This is a genomic window from Bacillus cereus (genome assembly GCF_002561295.1).
Classification (GTDB): domain Bacteria; phylum Bacillota; class Bacilli; order Bacillales; family Bacillaceae_G; genus Bacillus_A; species Bacillus_A cereus_S.
The window spans coordinates 132,442-149,496 of the sequence record NZ_NTUG01000020.1 but is presented as its reverse complement, the minus strand read 5'-3'; the positions used below and the strand labels follow the sequence as shown (position 1 = coordinate 149,496).

Here is a 17,055-nt window from a genome sequence, read left to right as displayed (position 1 = left end):
AGTGAACAGTATGAAGAAGAAACCTTCAGCATTAATGAAACGTTTAAAATATTTTTCTCCAATAGATCGTTATAACAATAACCACACGCAAGAAACATATGAAGATCGCGAATGGGAAAACGTGTATAGAAAACGGTGGCAACACGATAAAGTAATTCGTTCTACACACGGTGTAAACTGCACTGGTTCTTGTAGCTGGAACATTTACGTAAAGGATGGAATTGTAACTTGGGAAGGTCAAGAGCTGAACTATCCATCTACCGGCCCTGATATGCCTGATTTTGAACCACGAGGATGTCCACGTGGCGCAAGTTTTTCTTGGTACATTTATAGTCCACTTCGCGTGAAATATCCATATGTACGCGGTGTACTTTGGAATATGTGGCAAGAAGAACTACAAAATCACAAATCACCGCTAGACGCTTGGAAAAGCATTGTGGAAACCCCTGAAAAAGCGCGCGCTTATAAAGGGGCACGCGGTAAAGGTGGATTCATTAGAGCAAATTGGGATGAAGTGTTACAACTTGTATCTGCTTCTCTACTTTATACAGTAATCAAATATGGCCCAGACCGAAATGTTGGTTTCTCACCAATTCCAGCTATGTCGATGTTAAGCCACGCTGCTGGTAGCCGCTTTATGCAACTTATGGGCGGCCCGATGCTTAGCTTCTATGATTGGTACGCTGACTTACCTCCGGCTTCTCCGCAAATTTGGGGTGATCAAACGGATGTACCAGAAAGCAGTGACTGGTATAACTCTGGTTACATTATGACTTGGGGTTCAAACGTACCGATGACAAGAACGCCAGATGCTCACTTCTTAGCAGAGGTGCGCTACAAAGGAACGAAAGTTGTTTCCGTAAGTCCTGACTTTGCGGAATCTACAAAGTTTGCCGATGACTGGATTAGCGTAAAACAAGGTACAGACGGAGCACTTGCAATGGCAATGGGACACGTTATCTTACAAGAATTTTACGTCGATCAACAAGTGGAGTATTTCACAAATTACGCAAAACAATATACTGATTTCCCGTTCTTTGTCACATTAAAAAAACAAGGGGACCAATTTGTTGCCGATCGTTTCTTAAACGCAAATGATATTGGTCGTGAAACAAAGCTTGGTGAATGGAAACCTGTTCTTTGGAACGAAAATGCCAATGATTTTGCAACACCTCATGGCACAATGGGTTCACGCTGGGATAACGAAAAGAAATGGAACTTGCGTTTGGAAGATGAACAAACAGGCGAAAAAATTGATCCACGCCTTTCTTTACTCGGTATGGAAGATGCGGTTGGAACTGTACAAATTCCATACTTCTCTGATGAAGGAAACGAAGTGCTAGAACGTACAATTCCAGTGAAAAAAATCACGACTGAAGAAGGCGACATTTTCGTTACAACTGTATACGACTTAACGTTAGCAAACTACGGTGTGAACCGCGGCCTTGGCGGGCAAGAGCCGAAAGACTTTAATGATAATGTACCATTTACACCAGCATGGCAAGAAAAAATGACCGGTGTAAAACGTGAACTCATTATTCAAATCGCTCGTGAGTTTGCTCAAAATGCGGTTGATACAAACGGCCGCTCCATGATTATTGTCGGTGCTGGTATTAACCATTGGTTTAACTCTGATACGATTTACCGCGCAGTTCTAAATCTTGTTCTTCTCGTTGGTGCACAAGGTGTAAACGGCGGGGGCTGGGCACATTACGTTGGGCAAGAAAAACTACGTCCAGCAGAAGGTTGGCAAACAATCGCAATGGCAAAAGACTGGCAAGGTCCACCGAAACTACAAAACGGTACATCCTTCTTTTATTTCGTAACAGATCAATGGCGTTATGAAGATACACCAGTTGGACACTTAGCTTCGCCGATTGTCGGTAACTCACGCTATCAACATCATGGTGATTACAATGTGTTAGCTGCTCGTCTTGGATGGTTACCTTCCTATCCAACATTTGAGAAAAACGGAATTGAATTATATAAAGAAGCTGTCGCTAGTGGCGCAACAACACAGGAAGAAATCGGAAAATATGTTGCGCAAAAACTAAAAGAAAAAGAACTGAAATTTGCAATTGAAGACCCTGATAACAAAAATAACTTCCCGCGCAACTTATTCGTATGGCGCGCAAACTTAATTTCAAGTTCTGGTAAAGGACATGAGTATTTCTTAAAACATTTATTAGGTACAACAAATGGATTAATGAATGACGATAGTGATTCATTACGACCAGAAGAAATTAAGTGGCATGAAGAAGCACCTGAAGGAAAGCTTGATCTACTAATCAACTTAGATTTCCGTATGGCCGGAACAGCACTGTATTCTGATATCGTTCTTCCTGCCTCAACTTGGTATGAAAAACATGATTTAAGTAGTACAGATATGCATCCATTCGTACATCCATTTAATCCAGCAATCGGTTCACCTTGGGAAGCGCGCTCTGACTGGGATATTTTCAACTCCCTTTCGAAAGCAGTATCTAAGTTAGCGACAGAACTTGACCTTGAACCAATGAAAGAAGTTGTCGCAACACCACTTCTTCACGATACACCGCAAGAATTAGCACAGCCGCTTGGCAAGATTAAAGACTGGAGCAAAGGTGAGTGTGAACCAATACCAGGAAAAACAATGCCGCAAATTCATGTTGTCGAGCGAGATTATAAAACGATTTATGACAAGATGACAGCACTTGGACCAAACGCTGGCAAGCCAATTGGTACGAAAGGGATTTCTTGGTCAGCAGAAAAAGAATATGAACAATTAAAGAGTCGATTAGGCGTTATTCGCACTGACTCTATCGCAAAAGGATGCCCTGACATTAAAGAGGCCATCAATGCTGCCGAAGCAGTGTTAACTCTTTCTTCTACAACGAATGGGCATATGGCTGTAAAAGCATGGGAAGCTCTTGAAAAACAAACAGATTTACAGCTTCGTGATTTAGCAGCAGAACGTGAAGAAGAATGCTTCACATTCGAACAAATTACGGCGCAACCAAAAACAGTCATTACCTCTCCTGCCTTTACCGGCTCTGAAAAAGGCGGACGTCGTTACTCACCATTTACAACAAATGTTGAGCGTCTTATTCCTTGGAGAACAATAACTGGTCGCCAATCATTCTACTTAGATCACGATATGATGAAGGAATTCGGTGAAACAATGGCAACGTTCAAGCCAATTCTGCAGCATAAACCGTTCCGTAAATCACGTCCTGAAGTAGAAGGAAAAGAAATTACACTAAACTATTTAACACCGCATAATAAGTGGTCAATTCATAGTATGTACTTCGATTCCTTACCGATGTTAACACTCTTTAGAGGTGGCCCAACTGTTTGGATGAACAAAGATGATGCTGCTGAAGCTGGCGTGGCAGATAATGATTGGATCGAATGCTTCAACCGTAACGGTGTTGTTGTAGCGCGTGCTGTTGTAACGCACCGCATACCGAGAGGAATGGCCTTTATGCACCATGCGCAAGATCGTCACATTAATGTGCCTGGTACGAAATTAACGAGCAACCGCGGCGGGACACACAATAGTCCAACACGTATTCACGTGAAACCAACACATATGATTGGTGGATACGGCCAATTAAGCTATGGATTTAACTACTACGGTCCAACTGGGAATCAACGTGACTTAAACGTCGTAATCCGCAAACTGAAGGAGGTAGATTGGCTTGAAGATTAAAGCGCAAGTCGGAATGGTAATGAACCTAGATAAATGCATCGGCTGCCATACTTGTAGCGTAACATGCAAAAACACCTGGACGAATCGTCCAGGTGCTGAATATATGTATTTCAACAACGTAGAGACAAAACCTGGCATTGGTTATCCAAAACAGTGGGAAGACCAAGAAAAATATAATGGCGGTTGGGAATTAAAAAACGGTGAAATCCAACTGAAATCTGGTTCTAAAATGAAGCGGCTTATGAACATTTTCCATAATCCAGATCAACCAACGATTGATGATTACTTTGAACCTTGGAACTATGATTATGAAACATTAACAAACAGCCCGCAGCGTAAACATCAGCCAGTAGCTCGCCCAAAGTCAGCAATTACCGGCGAATTTATCGACAAAATTGAATGGGGTCCAAACTGGGAAGATGATTTAGCAGGTGGACATATAACAGGCTTGCAAGATCCGAACGTAAAAAAAATGGAAGAAGATATTAAAACAGACTTCGAAAATGTCTTTATGATGTATCTACCTCGCATTTGCGAACATTGTATGAATCCATCTTGTGTATCTTCTTGTCCATCTGGCGCGATGTATAAACGTGAAGAAGACGGGATTGTCCTTGTTGACCAAAATGCATGCCGTGCTTGGAGATTCTGTGTATCTTCTTGCCCATATAAAAAAGTGTATTTCAACTGGCAAACAAATAAAGCAGAAAAATGTACAATGTGCTTCCCACGTATTGAAGCTGGTATGCCAACAATCTGCTCTGAAACATGTGTAGGACGCATTCGCTATATCGGCGTTATGTTATATGACGCTGACAAAGTACAAGAAGCGGCTTCAGTAGAAAACGAAAAAGATTTATATGAATCTCAGCTTACTGTTTTCCTAGATCCAAACGATCCAGAAGTAGCAGCTGAAGCAAAAAAACAAGGGATTCCTGAAGACTGGATTAAAGCAGCTCAAGAATCACCAATTTATAAAATGATTATTGATTGGAAAATTGCCCTTCCTCTTCATCCTGAATATCGTACAATGCCGATGGTTTGGTATATTCCACCGCTCAGCCCAATTATGAATATGGTGGAAGGAACAGGAAGCAACTGGAAAGCAGAAGAAATTTTCCCGGCTATCGATAATATGCGTATTCCAATTCAATATTTAGCTAACTTACTAACAGCAGGAGATGAATCACACATTCGTCTCACATTGAAAAAAATGGCTGTCATGCGAACTCATATGAGAGCATTGCAAATAAATAAAGAACCAGATGAAGCTGTATTAGAAAACCTCGGTTTAACGAAAGAAGATGTAGAAGATATGTACCGTCTTCTTGCGATTGCAAAATATAAAGATCGTTTTGTCATCCCTACGTCTCATCGCGAACAAGTTGCAGATTTATATAGTGAACAAGGAAGCTGTGATCTTTCCTTCACAGGTGGTCCAGGTTCTTGTATGACAATCTCTTAAACAAAGGAGGAAACAATTATGAAACAGAGTTTACAAACCGCTTTTTCTTGTTCTTCCTTTCTTCTCTCCTACCCTGAACTAGGTTGGAGAGAAGCTTTACTAGAATTACAGGAAGAAATCCAAACGATTGAACACACAGAAATCCGAGCGTCGCTTACAACATTTATAAAACAAGCACTAGAAAAAACAAACGATCAACTCATCGATTCTTACGTATATACATTCGACTTTGGAAAGAAGACAAATATGTATCTCACCTACATGAACACAGGTGAACAAAGAGAGCGTGGTATTGAATTATTAGAGTTAAAACAGCATTATCAAAAAGCCGGTTTTGCCGTAACAGATAAAGAACTACCTGATTATTTACCACTTCTACTTGAGTTTCTTGCAAACGCGAATGAAGAAGATAGTGAACCAATTATGAGTAAATATATAAAAAATATACAAGCATTGCACGGACAGTTACAAGAAGCACGTTCCATGTATGAACCCATTCTTGCTGCTATTCTTCTTGCTATCGATACATGGGGAGTGCAAACGAATTAGAAAGGAGTGTCATAAAAATGATGGATCAATTTTTATGGGTGCTATTTCCCTATCTCATCTTCGCAATCTTTATCGGCGGTCATATTTTCAGATACAACTATGACCAATTTGGCTGGACATCAAAATCCAGCGAATTATTAGAAAAGAAAATGCTTAGAATCGGAAGTTTACTCTTTCACTTTGGCATTATGTTTGTAATCGGTGGACATATTATGGGAGTATTAATACCAGAATCTATATATAGCTCTCTCGGTATCTCTGAGCATATGTATCATAAAATAGCTATCGGATTCGGTCTTCCTGCTGGAATTGCCTCTATCGTCGGATTAGTGATTTTAATGTATCGCCGCTTTACAGTGAAACGCATTATCGCAACAAGTACAAAAGGAGACTACGTGGCTCTCGTTCTATTGTTCATTGTCATGTTAGCAGGCCTATCCTCTACATTTTTAAATATTGATGCAAAAGGATTCGATTATCGAACAACAATTGGCCCATGGTTCCGCAGCCTCTTTGTTTTCCAACCAAAGGCAGAATATATGGCAAACGTTCCTCTTTGGTTTAAAATTCATATCATTGCAGCAATGGGACTCTTTGCAACGTGGCCATTTACAAGACTTGTGCATGTATTTAGCGTTCCTGTGAAATATTTACGACGTAGTTATGTTATTTATCGAAAAAGACAGCCTGTCGATTCTAGCAAAGTAAAAATGTAATAAAAACAGCACCTATCTCATTTTCCAATGATTAGGTGCTGTTTTATTTACTCTATGCTAGTTTGTACACTAAAGTATGTTGACCTGCTGGGAGCCCCCATGTACTGCTACCCCTCGAGTCAATTGAAATATTTAAGTATACCTTATTATCTTTTAATGTAAATTCAATTTTACCAGAATGTGCCCATCCATCGTCATCAAAATGCAAGACTGCTTTATTATTTTTAAATGTTACAGTACCTTCCACTCCTGCATGGTGTATAACTCTTTTGTACGTATAACCTACACTAACTTTCGCCTTATTTCCAGATATAAAATCAACTGATGCACTTAAATGTGTTGGAATTCGACTCAAGTCCTCAGTATTTGGAACCTTAACATCACTCCAGAACCCCTCATATTGTGACAGATTCTCCACACGTACTGCATTCGGATTCCACGCACCATTACTTTCTAAGTAATACCATTTTCCATTCTCTTGAATCCAGCCTGTTTGCATTGCTCCGCTTCCATTCATGTAGTACCATTTTCCGCCAATTGCCTGCCAACCTGTTTGCATTGCTCCGCTTCCGTTAAAGTAATACCATACTCCACCGATTTGTTGCCAGCCCTTTTGCATTGCTCCGCTTCCATTCATGTAATACCATGTACCACCGATTTGTTGCCAGCCCTTTTGCATTGCTCCGCTTCCATTCATGTAGTACCATATACCACTAATTTGCTGCCAGCCGGTTTGCATTACTCCGCTTCCATTGAAGTAATACCATACCCCACTAATTTGCTGCCAGCCTTTTGCTTTCGTTCCACTTTGATCATAGTAATACCATTTTCCATTCTCTTGTTTCCACTTTTTATGATAATGATATTCTCCTGTTGCAAGTCCATATTTCCCGCAGTTTGTACGACAAGTATGTCCACCATTTTTGTCCAATCCACCAGGACTTGCATAGGCAGCTGTCGTTGATCCCATCACTGTTAGTCCAACTGCCATCGCTAAAATTTTCATTTTCTTTTTCATAACCCCATCCCCTTCTCTCCCTACTCTATATATCTATCAAGCATTATTATATGATAACTGCATGATAGTAATAAAGTGAATTTTTAATTAATTAGGATTTCTTCATCTCGCATTGATTATGAGCCTTCACGAACCAGGATTTTGCGGACAGTTAATGCGCGATACAGAGTCATTTTTACATATTCAACCATCTAATTCTTTGTATACTGAACGATTTCTCTACAAAATCATTCAATCATCGCAACCGCTTTTCTGTCCAAAATAGTTACTTCCATCAATAAATTCAGCATTTTTACCATTATCGTAAAAGATAGCCAATCGAATCTAGCAAAATAAAAATGTAATAAAAAATAGCACCTAATCCTATAAAGATAAGATAGGTGCTATTTTTTTAGTCATCTTCCACACTCACTGTACTATTTATTCGGATTCCAAGCACCATTACCTTCGAAATAGTACTTTACTCCATTAATAAGTTGCCAACCTGTTTGCATCGCTCCGCTTCCATTCATGTAGTACCATTTTCCACCAATCGCTTGCCAACCTGTTTGCATTGCTCCGCTTCCGTTGAAGTAGTACCATGTGCCGCTAATTGCTTGCCAACCTGTTTGCATTGCTCCGCTTCCGTTGAAGTAGTACCATGTGCCGCTAATTGCTTGCCAACCCGTTTGCATTGCTCCGCTTCCGTTGAAGTAGTACCACGTGCCGCTAATTGCTTGCCAACCCGTTTGTTTCACACCTTTTGTATTATAGTAGTACCATACAGAACCATTTTGTTTCCAACCCGTCTGCACGACTTTACCTTGTTGCATCGCACCGTTAGCGCCAATTATGTAACCATCAATCGTTGTATTAGCTGCCATTTGGCCATTATTGTAGAAATAGTACCATGTACCATTAATCGCTTGCCAGCCTTTCGCTTTCACTCCACTTTGATCATAGTAATACCATTTTCCATTAACTTGTTTCCAATTGTTATGATAGTGGTATTCTCCTGTTGCAAGTCCATATTTCCCGCAGTTTGTGCGACAAGTATGTCCACCGTTTTTGTCCAATCCACCAGGACTTGCATAGGCAGCTGTCGTTGATCCCATCACAGTTAGACCAACTGCCATTGCTAAAATTTTCATGTTCTTTTTCATAGTTTGTTATCCCCTTCTCTTATTCTATTTATTCTTCAATATTCATTATAATATAACGATATAAAACTGATAAATAGTTAATTTTTATAGATTATTAGTATTAAACTTTATACATACTTGTTCTAACACAAGTAAACACTGCCTCTTTACAAGTACAAAAAAGCGGAAATACAGATCAAGCGGAACCTGGCGATTACGCTTACGTATACATGTGAAAACCCTTCTGCTCGTAGCAGAAGGGTTTTCTATAAACCAGGCGCCGAATCAAAGTCATCCGTATTCGGTACAGCCTGTGCAATGCCAGTTGTATTCATACTGGGAACTGTATTTCCACCTGTTCCTGCAAGTGCTCCTTTCGTATACGTTGTAGTAATTGTATCTCCTGGCTGTAAACAAACCTTTGTTGTTGTTCCAATTACTGTCACAACGTCAATACAAGTTGGCCCAGATGCCCCACTATACGTCTTTGATGCAGTAAATGATGTATCCCTTAAATTATCTCCCGTAAATAGATTTCCGTAGTTATTAACAATGGTAAATTCTTTAATATTTGCCGGCATTATCAGTCAACCTTTCTTTTATGAACCTAATGTTAATTCACTTGTTTCTAATGGAGGAATAAAAACAGCCTCCCTTGCGACCGCTGCTGGCATACGTTTTCCATTCAAGAAAGTGGCAACACTTGAACCTCCCGAACCAGCATATATTTTTGCTGCAGCAAATGGCTCGATACTATAACAATCGCCTACATTTACCGCTCCTCGATTATTTATGATTTTAATCTTTCGAAGAAATGCACTCATAAGTAACCTCCCTTCTAAGAAAATGATTCTTTTGTACACTGTATGCAAAAGAAAAAAACTTGAAACAAACACGTTTCAAGTTTTCAGAACGAACTATTGAATTTCACCTTCATATTGCAGCATACCGCCAACCATATTTACCGTTTTAAACCCTTGCTCATTTAAATAGTGGCATACATTTTCACTACGCATTCCTGATCTACAAATAAATATATATTCATTTTCTTTATCAAAGAAATCAACCTTATTTGGGATATCACCCATTTTAATATGTACAGCCTCTGGAATTTTCCCTTGTGCTACTTCCTCATCTTCACGCACATCTACTAAAAATAATGTTTCTCCATTTTCTAAACGCTCTTGCACTTCTTCTGTTGTAATTGTTTTTACTTCCGTCATATGTCGTTCCTCCTTATATAGTTAAGCCTTAAATTAGTACATTTTTCTCTACTCATCTATTCATCACCAATTTTAGCATGCAACAGTACGAACGCAAAGAGTTGCAACTTTTCATAGCCCTATTCTTTTTCAATCCTTTTATCAATCTATCCCTTTACAAATACAACACTTACATTGTATTCTCAATATACTTGTTTTACGAAAGGAATCGATCGAAATGACACTTTTTCTATTCGTTATAGGTCTCATTTTTTTAATTCTTGCTATCATTTCACTCGGTGTATTTAATAAAAGAAAACCTTCACAATCCTCTCAAGAACGATCATTTATTTATCTACTGCTTAGTATAGCTTGTCTTGGCATATGCATTGCTACATACGTCTTTCGTTTAAAAATCTTCTAAAAAAGGTGCTTGCATAACAACTCGCACCTTTTTTATACATCGTTATCTATTCCTATCGATTTTTCATATATACATCAGCTTCTATCCATGGCTGAATCCTGTTTTATATACCTTTCCAAATCGTAAATCCATGTTGATTTACTGACACCTACATTCCGGCTATGAAAATAAAAACAGACTTACACTCATTTTCTCCTTTTCGTCTTACTCCGCATGGGGCTAAAAAAGGCACTGACCGCTTCTATCCATGGCTGTATCCTCTTTTCCAGCTAAAAAGAGAAGGTTTATTATATACTTTTTCACATTACAGAAACTCTTCTCTTTAAAAACTCCTCCACTTTCTTTTCAAATAAATGAACATCTAAAACACCGGCCATATGACCATTTATACTTTCAATCTCATAAACTTCCGCATACTTCCCTTGTTTTTGAAGTATTTCTACCATTTGATAATTGTAACGAGAAGGTTGCAGTAAATCTTGCTTACACGGAATCATAAGTACATCTGCCTCTATTTGAGAAATCGCTTCTTCTAAAGAAGAAAAACCGCGTGCAATATCATGTAATATCGTTGCTTTCGCTGTATACATCCATGAATTCGCATCAACAAATGCGATATTTTGACGTGTTAATGTATCTATATTTTCTTCAGACGATGTCAATGATGAGAAATTCTCATACCCTGCTGTTTCTATACTATTACGTGGAAATGTCGTTTCATAATAATGGGCATCAAATGCATTGATAAACATCATCTTACCAGCCAAATGTAATCCCTTTGTCGGTTGTTCCTCTCCGTAATCTCCACCCCTCCACTTCGGGTCTAACTGAATAGATGCAATCGCATTTTGGAGAACATTAACAGATGTTACAACCGGATTTTGCGGATTCGTAATGACACCAATCAGCCGCTCAACCATATCCGGATAATGAACAGCCCATTGCTGTGCAATCATCCCACCGGCTGATGGCCCCATTACCGCATGCAACTTTGTAATCCCCATACCCTGCACTAATTCTTTTTGTGCACGAGCTACATCTAAAAAGGTAAACAAAGGAAAGCTCATCCCATATTCTAATCCCGTTACTGGGTTGATTGATTTTGGTCCTGTTGTAATCACATAAGGATTTTTCACCTGCACATTACTAATATTATCGGTGCATATTACAAAATAACGGTCTGTATCAATCGCTTTCCCTGGCCCAATCAGTCCGTCCCACCAACCAGGAATAAGATCTTGTTCCGTATATTTTCCTGCCGCATGGCTCGTTGCACTAAAGTAATGACAAACTAAAATCGCATTTGATTTTTCTTGATTTAATTTACCGTATGTCTCATATCCAAGTTGAACCGGAATCTTCATGCCATTTTCAAATGTGAATTCTCTTAAATAAAAGCTTTCTTTTTTTACATACAGCACTCTTCCCCCTCCTTCATTGCATTACTTCTAGCACGTTCGCTCATGTATTCTGTTTAATACATAAACTGAAACTTTAATCAGTGGGGGTTTTCTTCATCTCCCACTGATTATTAGCCCGCACCAATCGGGCTTTTACGGGCGGTTTATCTCCCACCTACCTTCTTTAGAAAAGCGGAAGCGGCTCGTTCAAAATCGTAAGCCGCCCGCGCTCTAGGCGGAGAGGCGCTTTTTACCTCGTCCGAGGGAGCGAAACGNNGCTGGACATTGCTTTCGCCGAATTTTGAGATGGGAGTATTACTGCCCGTTAATACGGGATAAAAAGAAAAACTTCCTCTCAAAGGGATTTAGATATATGGTATAAAATTCCCTCTTTCCTCCTTAAATAAATGCATAATATGAAAAAATACCCACAAACTAACATTATCTAACATCACCAAAGAGGGAATTCATATGATATGGAAATGGTTACGTAAGAAAAAGAAAAAAAGCACTACCGCTTTAAATGAGACACCCCTGGATCAACAAAACCAAGCTAAACATCAAGAAGAAAATAAAAATCAAGGGTACCAAACGACTAAGCAAGAGAACGCACACCAACAGCTAGTCCAGATTAAGAAACAAGATAAAGAAAAACAGCATCAAACCGACAACCAAAACAAACAACAACACGTCCAAACTACTAACCACGACGAACAAAAACAAAAAAATGAAAATGATAAGACACAAACCGGCAATCAAAATAGCATTTATGATTTCAGTAAACCTAAGGAGACAAAGGTTCACTCTCTTCAAGATTTATTAGAAAATCTAAAAGCATCTAGTGATTTTGTGAGCTATCACACGTCAGATGATGAAGCAATGCCTTACTGGATTTCTTATTATCGGCCATCGCTTGATGGTGAAAAATTACAAAAATATTTAATGCCAGCTTTATTAGAGCGTACATACTCTACATTAGAAGAATTGAAAGAGCATATTCCAATGAGCGGGATTACGATTACAAACGATCTCCAAAAAATTGAAGATATGGTTTTAAAAGGACACGCTATCGTACAGTTACATCAACAAGATCAAAAATGTATCTTAGCAAATATCACAATTGATAATTATCGAGCGCCATCTATTCCATTAAATGAATCGACCGTTATTGGTCCACAAGAGGGGTTTGTAGAGGATATTGATACCAATATTAACTTAGTACGTAAACGCCTTCCGGTGTTAGCACTACAAACAAAAGAAGTGATCATTGGGACATTCTCTAAAACAAAAGTTGTCATCATGTATTTAGAGAATCTTGCTGAAAAAGACAGTGTTAATTATTTAGAAGAATCACTTCGTACAATTGAATACGATCAAATCAACGACAGCTCCCATATTCAAGAATTAATGGGAGAAAGATCAATCTTCCCACTATTTATTAATACAGAACGTACAGACCGAGTAACGACCGCATTAATTGATGGGAAAATCGCTATTTTTGTAGATGGTTCACCGAGCGTCTTACTCACTCCCGTTTCATACTTTGATTTTTTCGTTTCACCAGAGGATTACAACGTATCTTGGCTTTACGCTACATTTTCAAGATGTTTACGACTCGTTGCTGTTCTGTTTTCCATCTGCGCAGCACCATTATATGTTGCCATTTTGAGTTATCATTACGAATTAATTCCAAGCGATTTACTCGAAACATTAATTTTATCAAGAGCACAAGTTCCGTTCCCGCCCTTAATAGAAGCACTCTTTCTAGAATTGGTTATTGATTTACTTAGAGAGGCTGGGGCCAGACTACCAATGAAAGTAGGGCAAACGCTCGGTATTGTAGGCGGTATCGTAATCGGACAAGCATCTGTACAAGCAGGACTAACAAGTAATATTTTGTTAATCATTGTCGCCTTATCCGCATTAGCTTCCTTTATCACACCGATTTATAAGATGGGGAACGCAGTTCGCTTACTACGATTCCCATTCCTTTTATTTGCAGAACTAGGTGGCCTATTAGGAATTTCACTAGGTTTTATCTTTTTATTTACTCATCTATTCAGGCTTTCTTCTTTACAAAAACCATTCGCACTCTTGTATCCAGCAAGGCGACAATCACTAAAAGACTCTTGGATTCGCTTTCCGTTATCTATGATTGATACAAGGAATATTCAAGCAAGACCGCAACACGTAAAAAAATCAGCAAAAGGAATTTCAATAAAACATACATCTGATTTTGATGAATAAGAAACGAGGTGCACATATGAGTAAAGTCAAAACAAAATATCAAATATCTCCTATCTTTGTTTTCTTCTTGATTCATAGTGCACAATTTGGAGCTGGTGTTCTCGGGTTTGCCCGCATCATTGCCAAAGCTGCGGGCTATGACGCTTGGATAGGCGTTCTCATCACAGGAATCCTCATTCATATTCTCGTTTGGATGATGTATTACTTATTAAAAAATACAGAAGGCAACCTAATAGATCTTCATCAGCAAACTTTTGGAAAATGGATTGGTAATGGCATTAGTATTGTATTCATACTGTATTTTTTGGTTGGGAGTATATCCGTTGTTCGAACATATGTTGAGATTGTTCAAGTATGGATGTTTCCTACCGGCTCCACTTGGATGTTCACATTCTTTTTATGTTTATTAAGTTATTACATCATCTCATCAGGATTCCGCATCATCACTGGTATCTGTGTCGTTTCAATTAGCGGGACACTAGGTTATATTTTTCTAAGCCTATTTATGCTTAAATACGCACATTGGGAAAATTTACTCCCTGTTTTTACGCATTCGTTTCAGGATATTTTAAAAGCATCTCAATTATCAATTTATAGCATGATAGGTTTTGAAGTTTTTCTTATGATATATCCATTTGTAAAGAATCCGGAGAAATCTCATAAATTTGCACAATATGGTGTATTGTTTTCTAACATTTTATATTTATTTAGCACGATCTTGGCATTCGCTTTTTTTAGCGAAAAACAGTTATCTAAAGTAATTTGGTCTCAGCTTTCCATGACACAAGTTATTAAATTACCCTTTATCGAACGGCTAGAATACATTGCCATCTCCGGCTATGCCCTTGTAATTCTTACAAGTTTCATTCTTCCATTATGGGCTGCTACAAGAGGAACGCATGAAATCTTTCATGTAAAGCAAAAATACATTTTACTTTCTTTCATGTTCATTATAATTATTGTGTCACAACTTTTGACAAACAGGCATGATATCAACGATTTTATTAGTTATACTTCCAAAATTGGTCTTTGGCTTATATATGTTTACATCCCAATCTTATTTCTTATCGTGTGGGTGAAAAGAAAATGGAAAATATCAAGAGAAAACTAATTCTTCTTTTATGTATTTGTTTATTCACCATAACAGGTTGTTTGCAAAAAAATATTGTTGATGATGTTCAGTTGATTCAAGGGGTTGTTTTTGATACAGCAAAAAATAATAAAATAAAGGTAACATCGGTTTGTCCGGTGCAGCGAAAAGGAAATAAAGTACAGGTTTATGAAGGAATAGGAAATGCCGTTAAACAAGTAAAAGCTGATACTTCTTTGGAATCTTCTCAACCATTTGCAAGCGGACAAATGCGCGTTGCTTTATTTACTACAAGCATTGCTAAAAAAGGATTGTCGACCTCCTTTGATACACTGATTCGCGATGTCAGCATCGGAAACTCATTGTATGTTGGATTACTAGAAGGAAACGGACTTGAGCTGTTAAAAGGAAAATATTCAACTTCAGCTAATGTAGCTATCTACATAAAAAAAATGTTAGAACATAACATGCAAACAGGTCCCGTACCAACTGATAATTTATATTTAGGTGCATTTCGTTATTATCGTGAAGGCCAAGATTCTTATATGCCTATCTTAAAAAAGAGTAAAGACAAAATCAAAATCACTGGCATTGGACTTTTAAAAAAGGATACGTATGTTGGAAAAATTGATCAACAAGATATGTTCGTATTTAAGGGATTATTGGAAAAACATCGGTTAGATTCACACGAATTTAAAAGTAATAATGGATATGTAATGATCAATAATATACACTCCAAACCAACGTACATTGTAAATATAAAAGACGGCAAACCCTCCTTTTTAATTAAAGTCAAAATGGATGCACGCATTCTAGAACTTTCGAAACAAATAAATCTAGACAATAAAAAGAACACAAAAAAAATATCAAAAGAAGTTGAAAAGCAATTAAATGCTACAGCTACAAAACTCATCAAAAAATTTAAATCTCTAGATGTTGATCCACTTGGACTTGGAGCTAAATATAGACAAAACTATCGACCATTTAAATTAGAAGAATGGAAAAAAATGTACAAAGACGTTCCTATCACAGTAAAGTACGAGGTTGATATTACAAACTCAGGTGTAATTGAATGAAGTAGAACCACTCCTACTCATAATATACTTCCTCAAAATGTAAGATAATGATTGAACTCCTCTTCCGGGCATGATACAACGGAGAGAGGAGTTTTTATTTGTTTACTAGAGAGAAAAAAGATATTTACGGGGGAGCTTATGTCAAAAAAGTTAGTAAAGCCTATTTTATACGGCGTCTTATTTCTCAGCGTCTTTTTATTTGCTCATACATATTTAAAGAATGTTTCCTTTGCACGTTATTTACTTGTTGTCATACCAATGCTACTTGTGGGGATGTTTGGGATTGATCTTACTTTATCATTTTTAATAAAGAAAGAGGAATAGTAAAGAACATCTTATCTCGTATAAGATGTTCTTTTTAATAAACGATCTCCTTATGTTACAATAAAATTCGGCAGAGAACGAGAAAGGATGAAACAACATGACGAACGAAAAAGGTTTAGATAAAGGATATGAACTTGTCGCAAAAATGCACGAAGTATTTGGACATCCTGTTACAGATGTACCAACAAAACTAACTGAAGAGCGTGCAAAAATTCGTGCAAGCTTTATGCAAGAAGAACTAGAAGAATTTTTAGAAGCAGATACTGTAGAAGATCAATACGATGCGCTAATTGACCTTATTTATTTCGCATTTGGAACATTTGCAGAAATGGGAGTTCGCCCCGATAAAGGCTTTGAAATTGTAAACAATGCAAATATGGCAAAGCTATTCCCTGATGGAAAACCACGCTTCCGTGAAGGCGATGGGAAAATTTTAAAACCAGAAGGCTGGCAAGCACCAGAACCACAACTACGTGCTGAAATTGAGCGCCAACGTCAAGGAGCATTAGCAAAAGCAGGGAAATAATACGAAATAAGCTGGCTGTTCACAGAACGTTATATCACACCATTTTGTCGAAACGTCGATATATTTGAAAAGGAGCTCTCTTCACAAAGAGAGCTCCTTTTCTTATTTCTTCTTCTTTTCTGTTGGTTGGCTTTGTTTAGCGAAATTAGATGAATCATCGAAATTCGGTTGCTTTTTACCAGCATTATTACTTCTGCCTTTTCCCA

15 protein-coding genes are annotated in these 17,055 nt (G+C 38.1%); 9 read left to right on the top strand and 6 right to left on the bottom strand.

The window, feature by feature from the left end:
* The first annotated feature begins 10 nt into the window (after positions 1-10).
* The 4 genes from CN373_RS13800 to narI are packed head-to-tail and all read left to right on the top strand — an operon-like array spanning position 11 to position 6,421.
* A complete protein-coding gene (locus tag CN373_RS13800; protein ID WP_000729044.1) occupies positions 11-3,691 on the top strand; it encodes a nitrate reductase subunit alpha in 3,681 nt (1,226 codons plus the stop codon).
* The gene (gene narH / locus CN373_RS13795) at positions 3,681-5,156 is read left to right on the top strand and encodes a nitrate reductase subunit beta (protein WP_098359543.1); all 1,476 of its coding nucleotides are present in this window, start codon (positions 3,681-3,683) and stop codon (positions 5,154-5,156) included. Before CN373_RS13800 ends, narH begins: the two co-directional genes overlap by 11 nt.
* 18 nt (positions 5,157-5,174) lie before the next feature.
* Complete coding sequence (gene narJ, locus CN373_RS13790) at positions 5,175-5,705, top strand: nitrate reductase molybdenum cofactor assembly chaperone (RefSeq protein WP_098359542.1); 531 nt, start codon at positions 5,175-5,177, stop codon at positions 5,703-5,705.
* Positions 5,706-5,722: 17 nt separating this feature from the next.
* A complete protein-coding gene (narI, locus tag CN373_RS13785; protein WP_098359541.1) occupies positions 5,723-6,421 on the top strand; it encodes a respiratory nitrate reductase subunit gamma in 699 nt (232 codons plus the stop codon).
* Between the two features lie 52 nt (positions 6,422-6,473).
* On the opposite strand, the gene CN373_RS25860 is transcribed toward narI, so the two are convergent.
* The 6 genes from CN373_RS25860 to CN373_RS13750 all read right to left on the bottom strand — a co-directional run bounded on the left by CN373_RS25860 (position 6,474) and on the right by CN373_RS13750 (position 11,607).
* A complete protein-coding gene (locus CN373_RS25860) occupies positions 6,474-7,439 on the bottom strand; it encodes a YHYH domain-containing protein (RefSeq protein ID WP_240519090.1) in 966 nt (321 codons plus the stop codon).
* A gap of 416 nt (positions 7,440-7,855) precedes the next feature.
* Positions 7,856-8,581, bottom strand: coding sequence for a YHYH domain-containing protein (locus CN373_RS13775; protein ID WP_098359540.1), 726 nt, complete (start codon positions 8,579-8,581; stop codon positions 7,856-7,858).
* Positions 8,582-8,826: 245 nt separating this feature from the next.
* A complete protein-coding gene (locus tag CN373_RS13770; RefSeq protein ID WP_098359539.1) occupies positions 8,827-9,141 on the bottom strand; it encodes a hypothetical protein in 315 nt (104 codons plus the stop codon).
* Positions 9,142-9,159: 18 nt separating this feature from the next.
* Positions 9,160-9,384 (bottom strand): spore germination protein, encoded by a 225-nt coding sequence (locus CN373_RS13765; RefSeq protein ID WP_001272216.1) that lies wholly within the window; start codon positions 9,382-9,384, stop codon positions 9,160-9,162.
* 93 nt (positions 9,385-9,477) lie between these two features.
* A complete protein-coding gene (locus CN373_RS13760) occupies positions 9,478-9,783 on the bottom strand; it encodes a rhodanese-like domain-containing protein (protein WP_000141217.1) in 306 nt (101 codons plus the stop codon).
* A gap of 702 nt (positions 9,784-10,485) precedes the next feature.
* Positions 10,486-11,607: an alpha/beta fold hydrolase gene (locus CN373_RS13750; protein WP_000967609.1), complete on the bottom strand. Its 1,122-nt coding sequence runs from the start codon at positions 11,605-11,607 to the stop codon at positions 10,486-10,488.
* 450 nt (positions 11,608-12,057) lie between these two features.
* Here CN373_RS13750 and CN373_RS13745 point away from each other — a divergent pair, with 450 nt between their 5' ends.
* The 5 genes from CN373_RS13745 (at position 12,058) to CN373_RS13725 (ending at position 16,849) form a co-directional block, all read left to right on the top strand.
* Positions 12,058-13,833 (top strand): spore germination protein, encoded by a 1,776-nt coding sequence (locus CN373_RS13745; protein WP_098359537.1) that lies wholly within the window; start codon positions 12,058-12,060, stop codon positions 13,831-13,833.
* Positions 13,834-13,849: 16 nt separating this feature from the next.
* Positions 13,850-14,944 carry a spore germination protein gene (locus CN373_RS13740; protein WP_098359557.1) on the top strand — a complete coding sequence of 365 codons (1,095 nt, stop codon included), beginning with the start codon at positions 13,850-13,852 and terminating at the stop codon, positions 14,942-14,944.
* Positions 14,920-15,999, top strand: coding sequence for a Ger(x)C family spore germination protein (locus CN373_RS13735; protein WP_000427740.1), 1,080 nt, complete (start codon positions 14,920-14,922; stop codon positions 15,997-15,999). The genes CN373_RS13740 and CN373_RS13735 overlap by 25 nt, the downstream gene beginning before the upstream one ends.
* Positions 16,000-16,137: 138 nt before the next feature.
* Complete coding sequence (locus CN373_RS13730) at positions 16,138-16,323, top strand: hypothetical protein (RefSeq protein ID WP_000038787.1); 186 nt, start codon at positions 16,138-16,140, stop codon at positions 16,321-16,323.
* Between the two features lie 97 nt (positions 16,324-16,420).
* Positions 16,421-16,849, top strand: a complete 429-nt coding sequence (locus CN373_RS13725) for an HAD family hydrolase (protein WP_098359536.1) — start codon at positions 16,421-16,423, stop codon at positions 16,847-16,849.
* Positions 16,850-17,055: the final 206 nt, after the last annotated feature.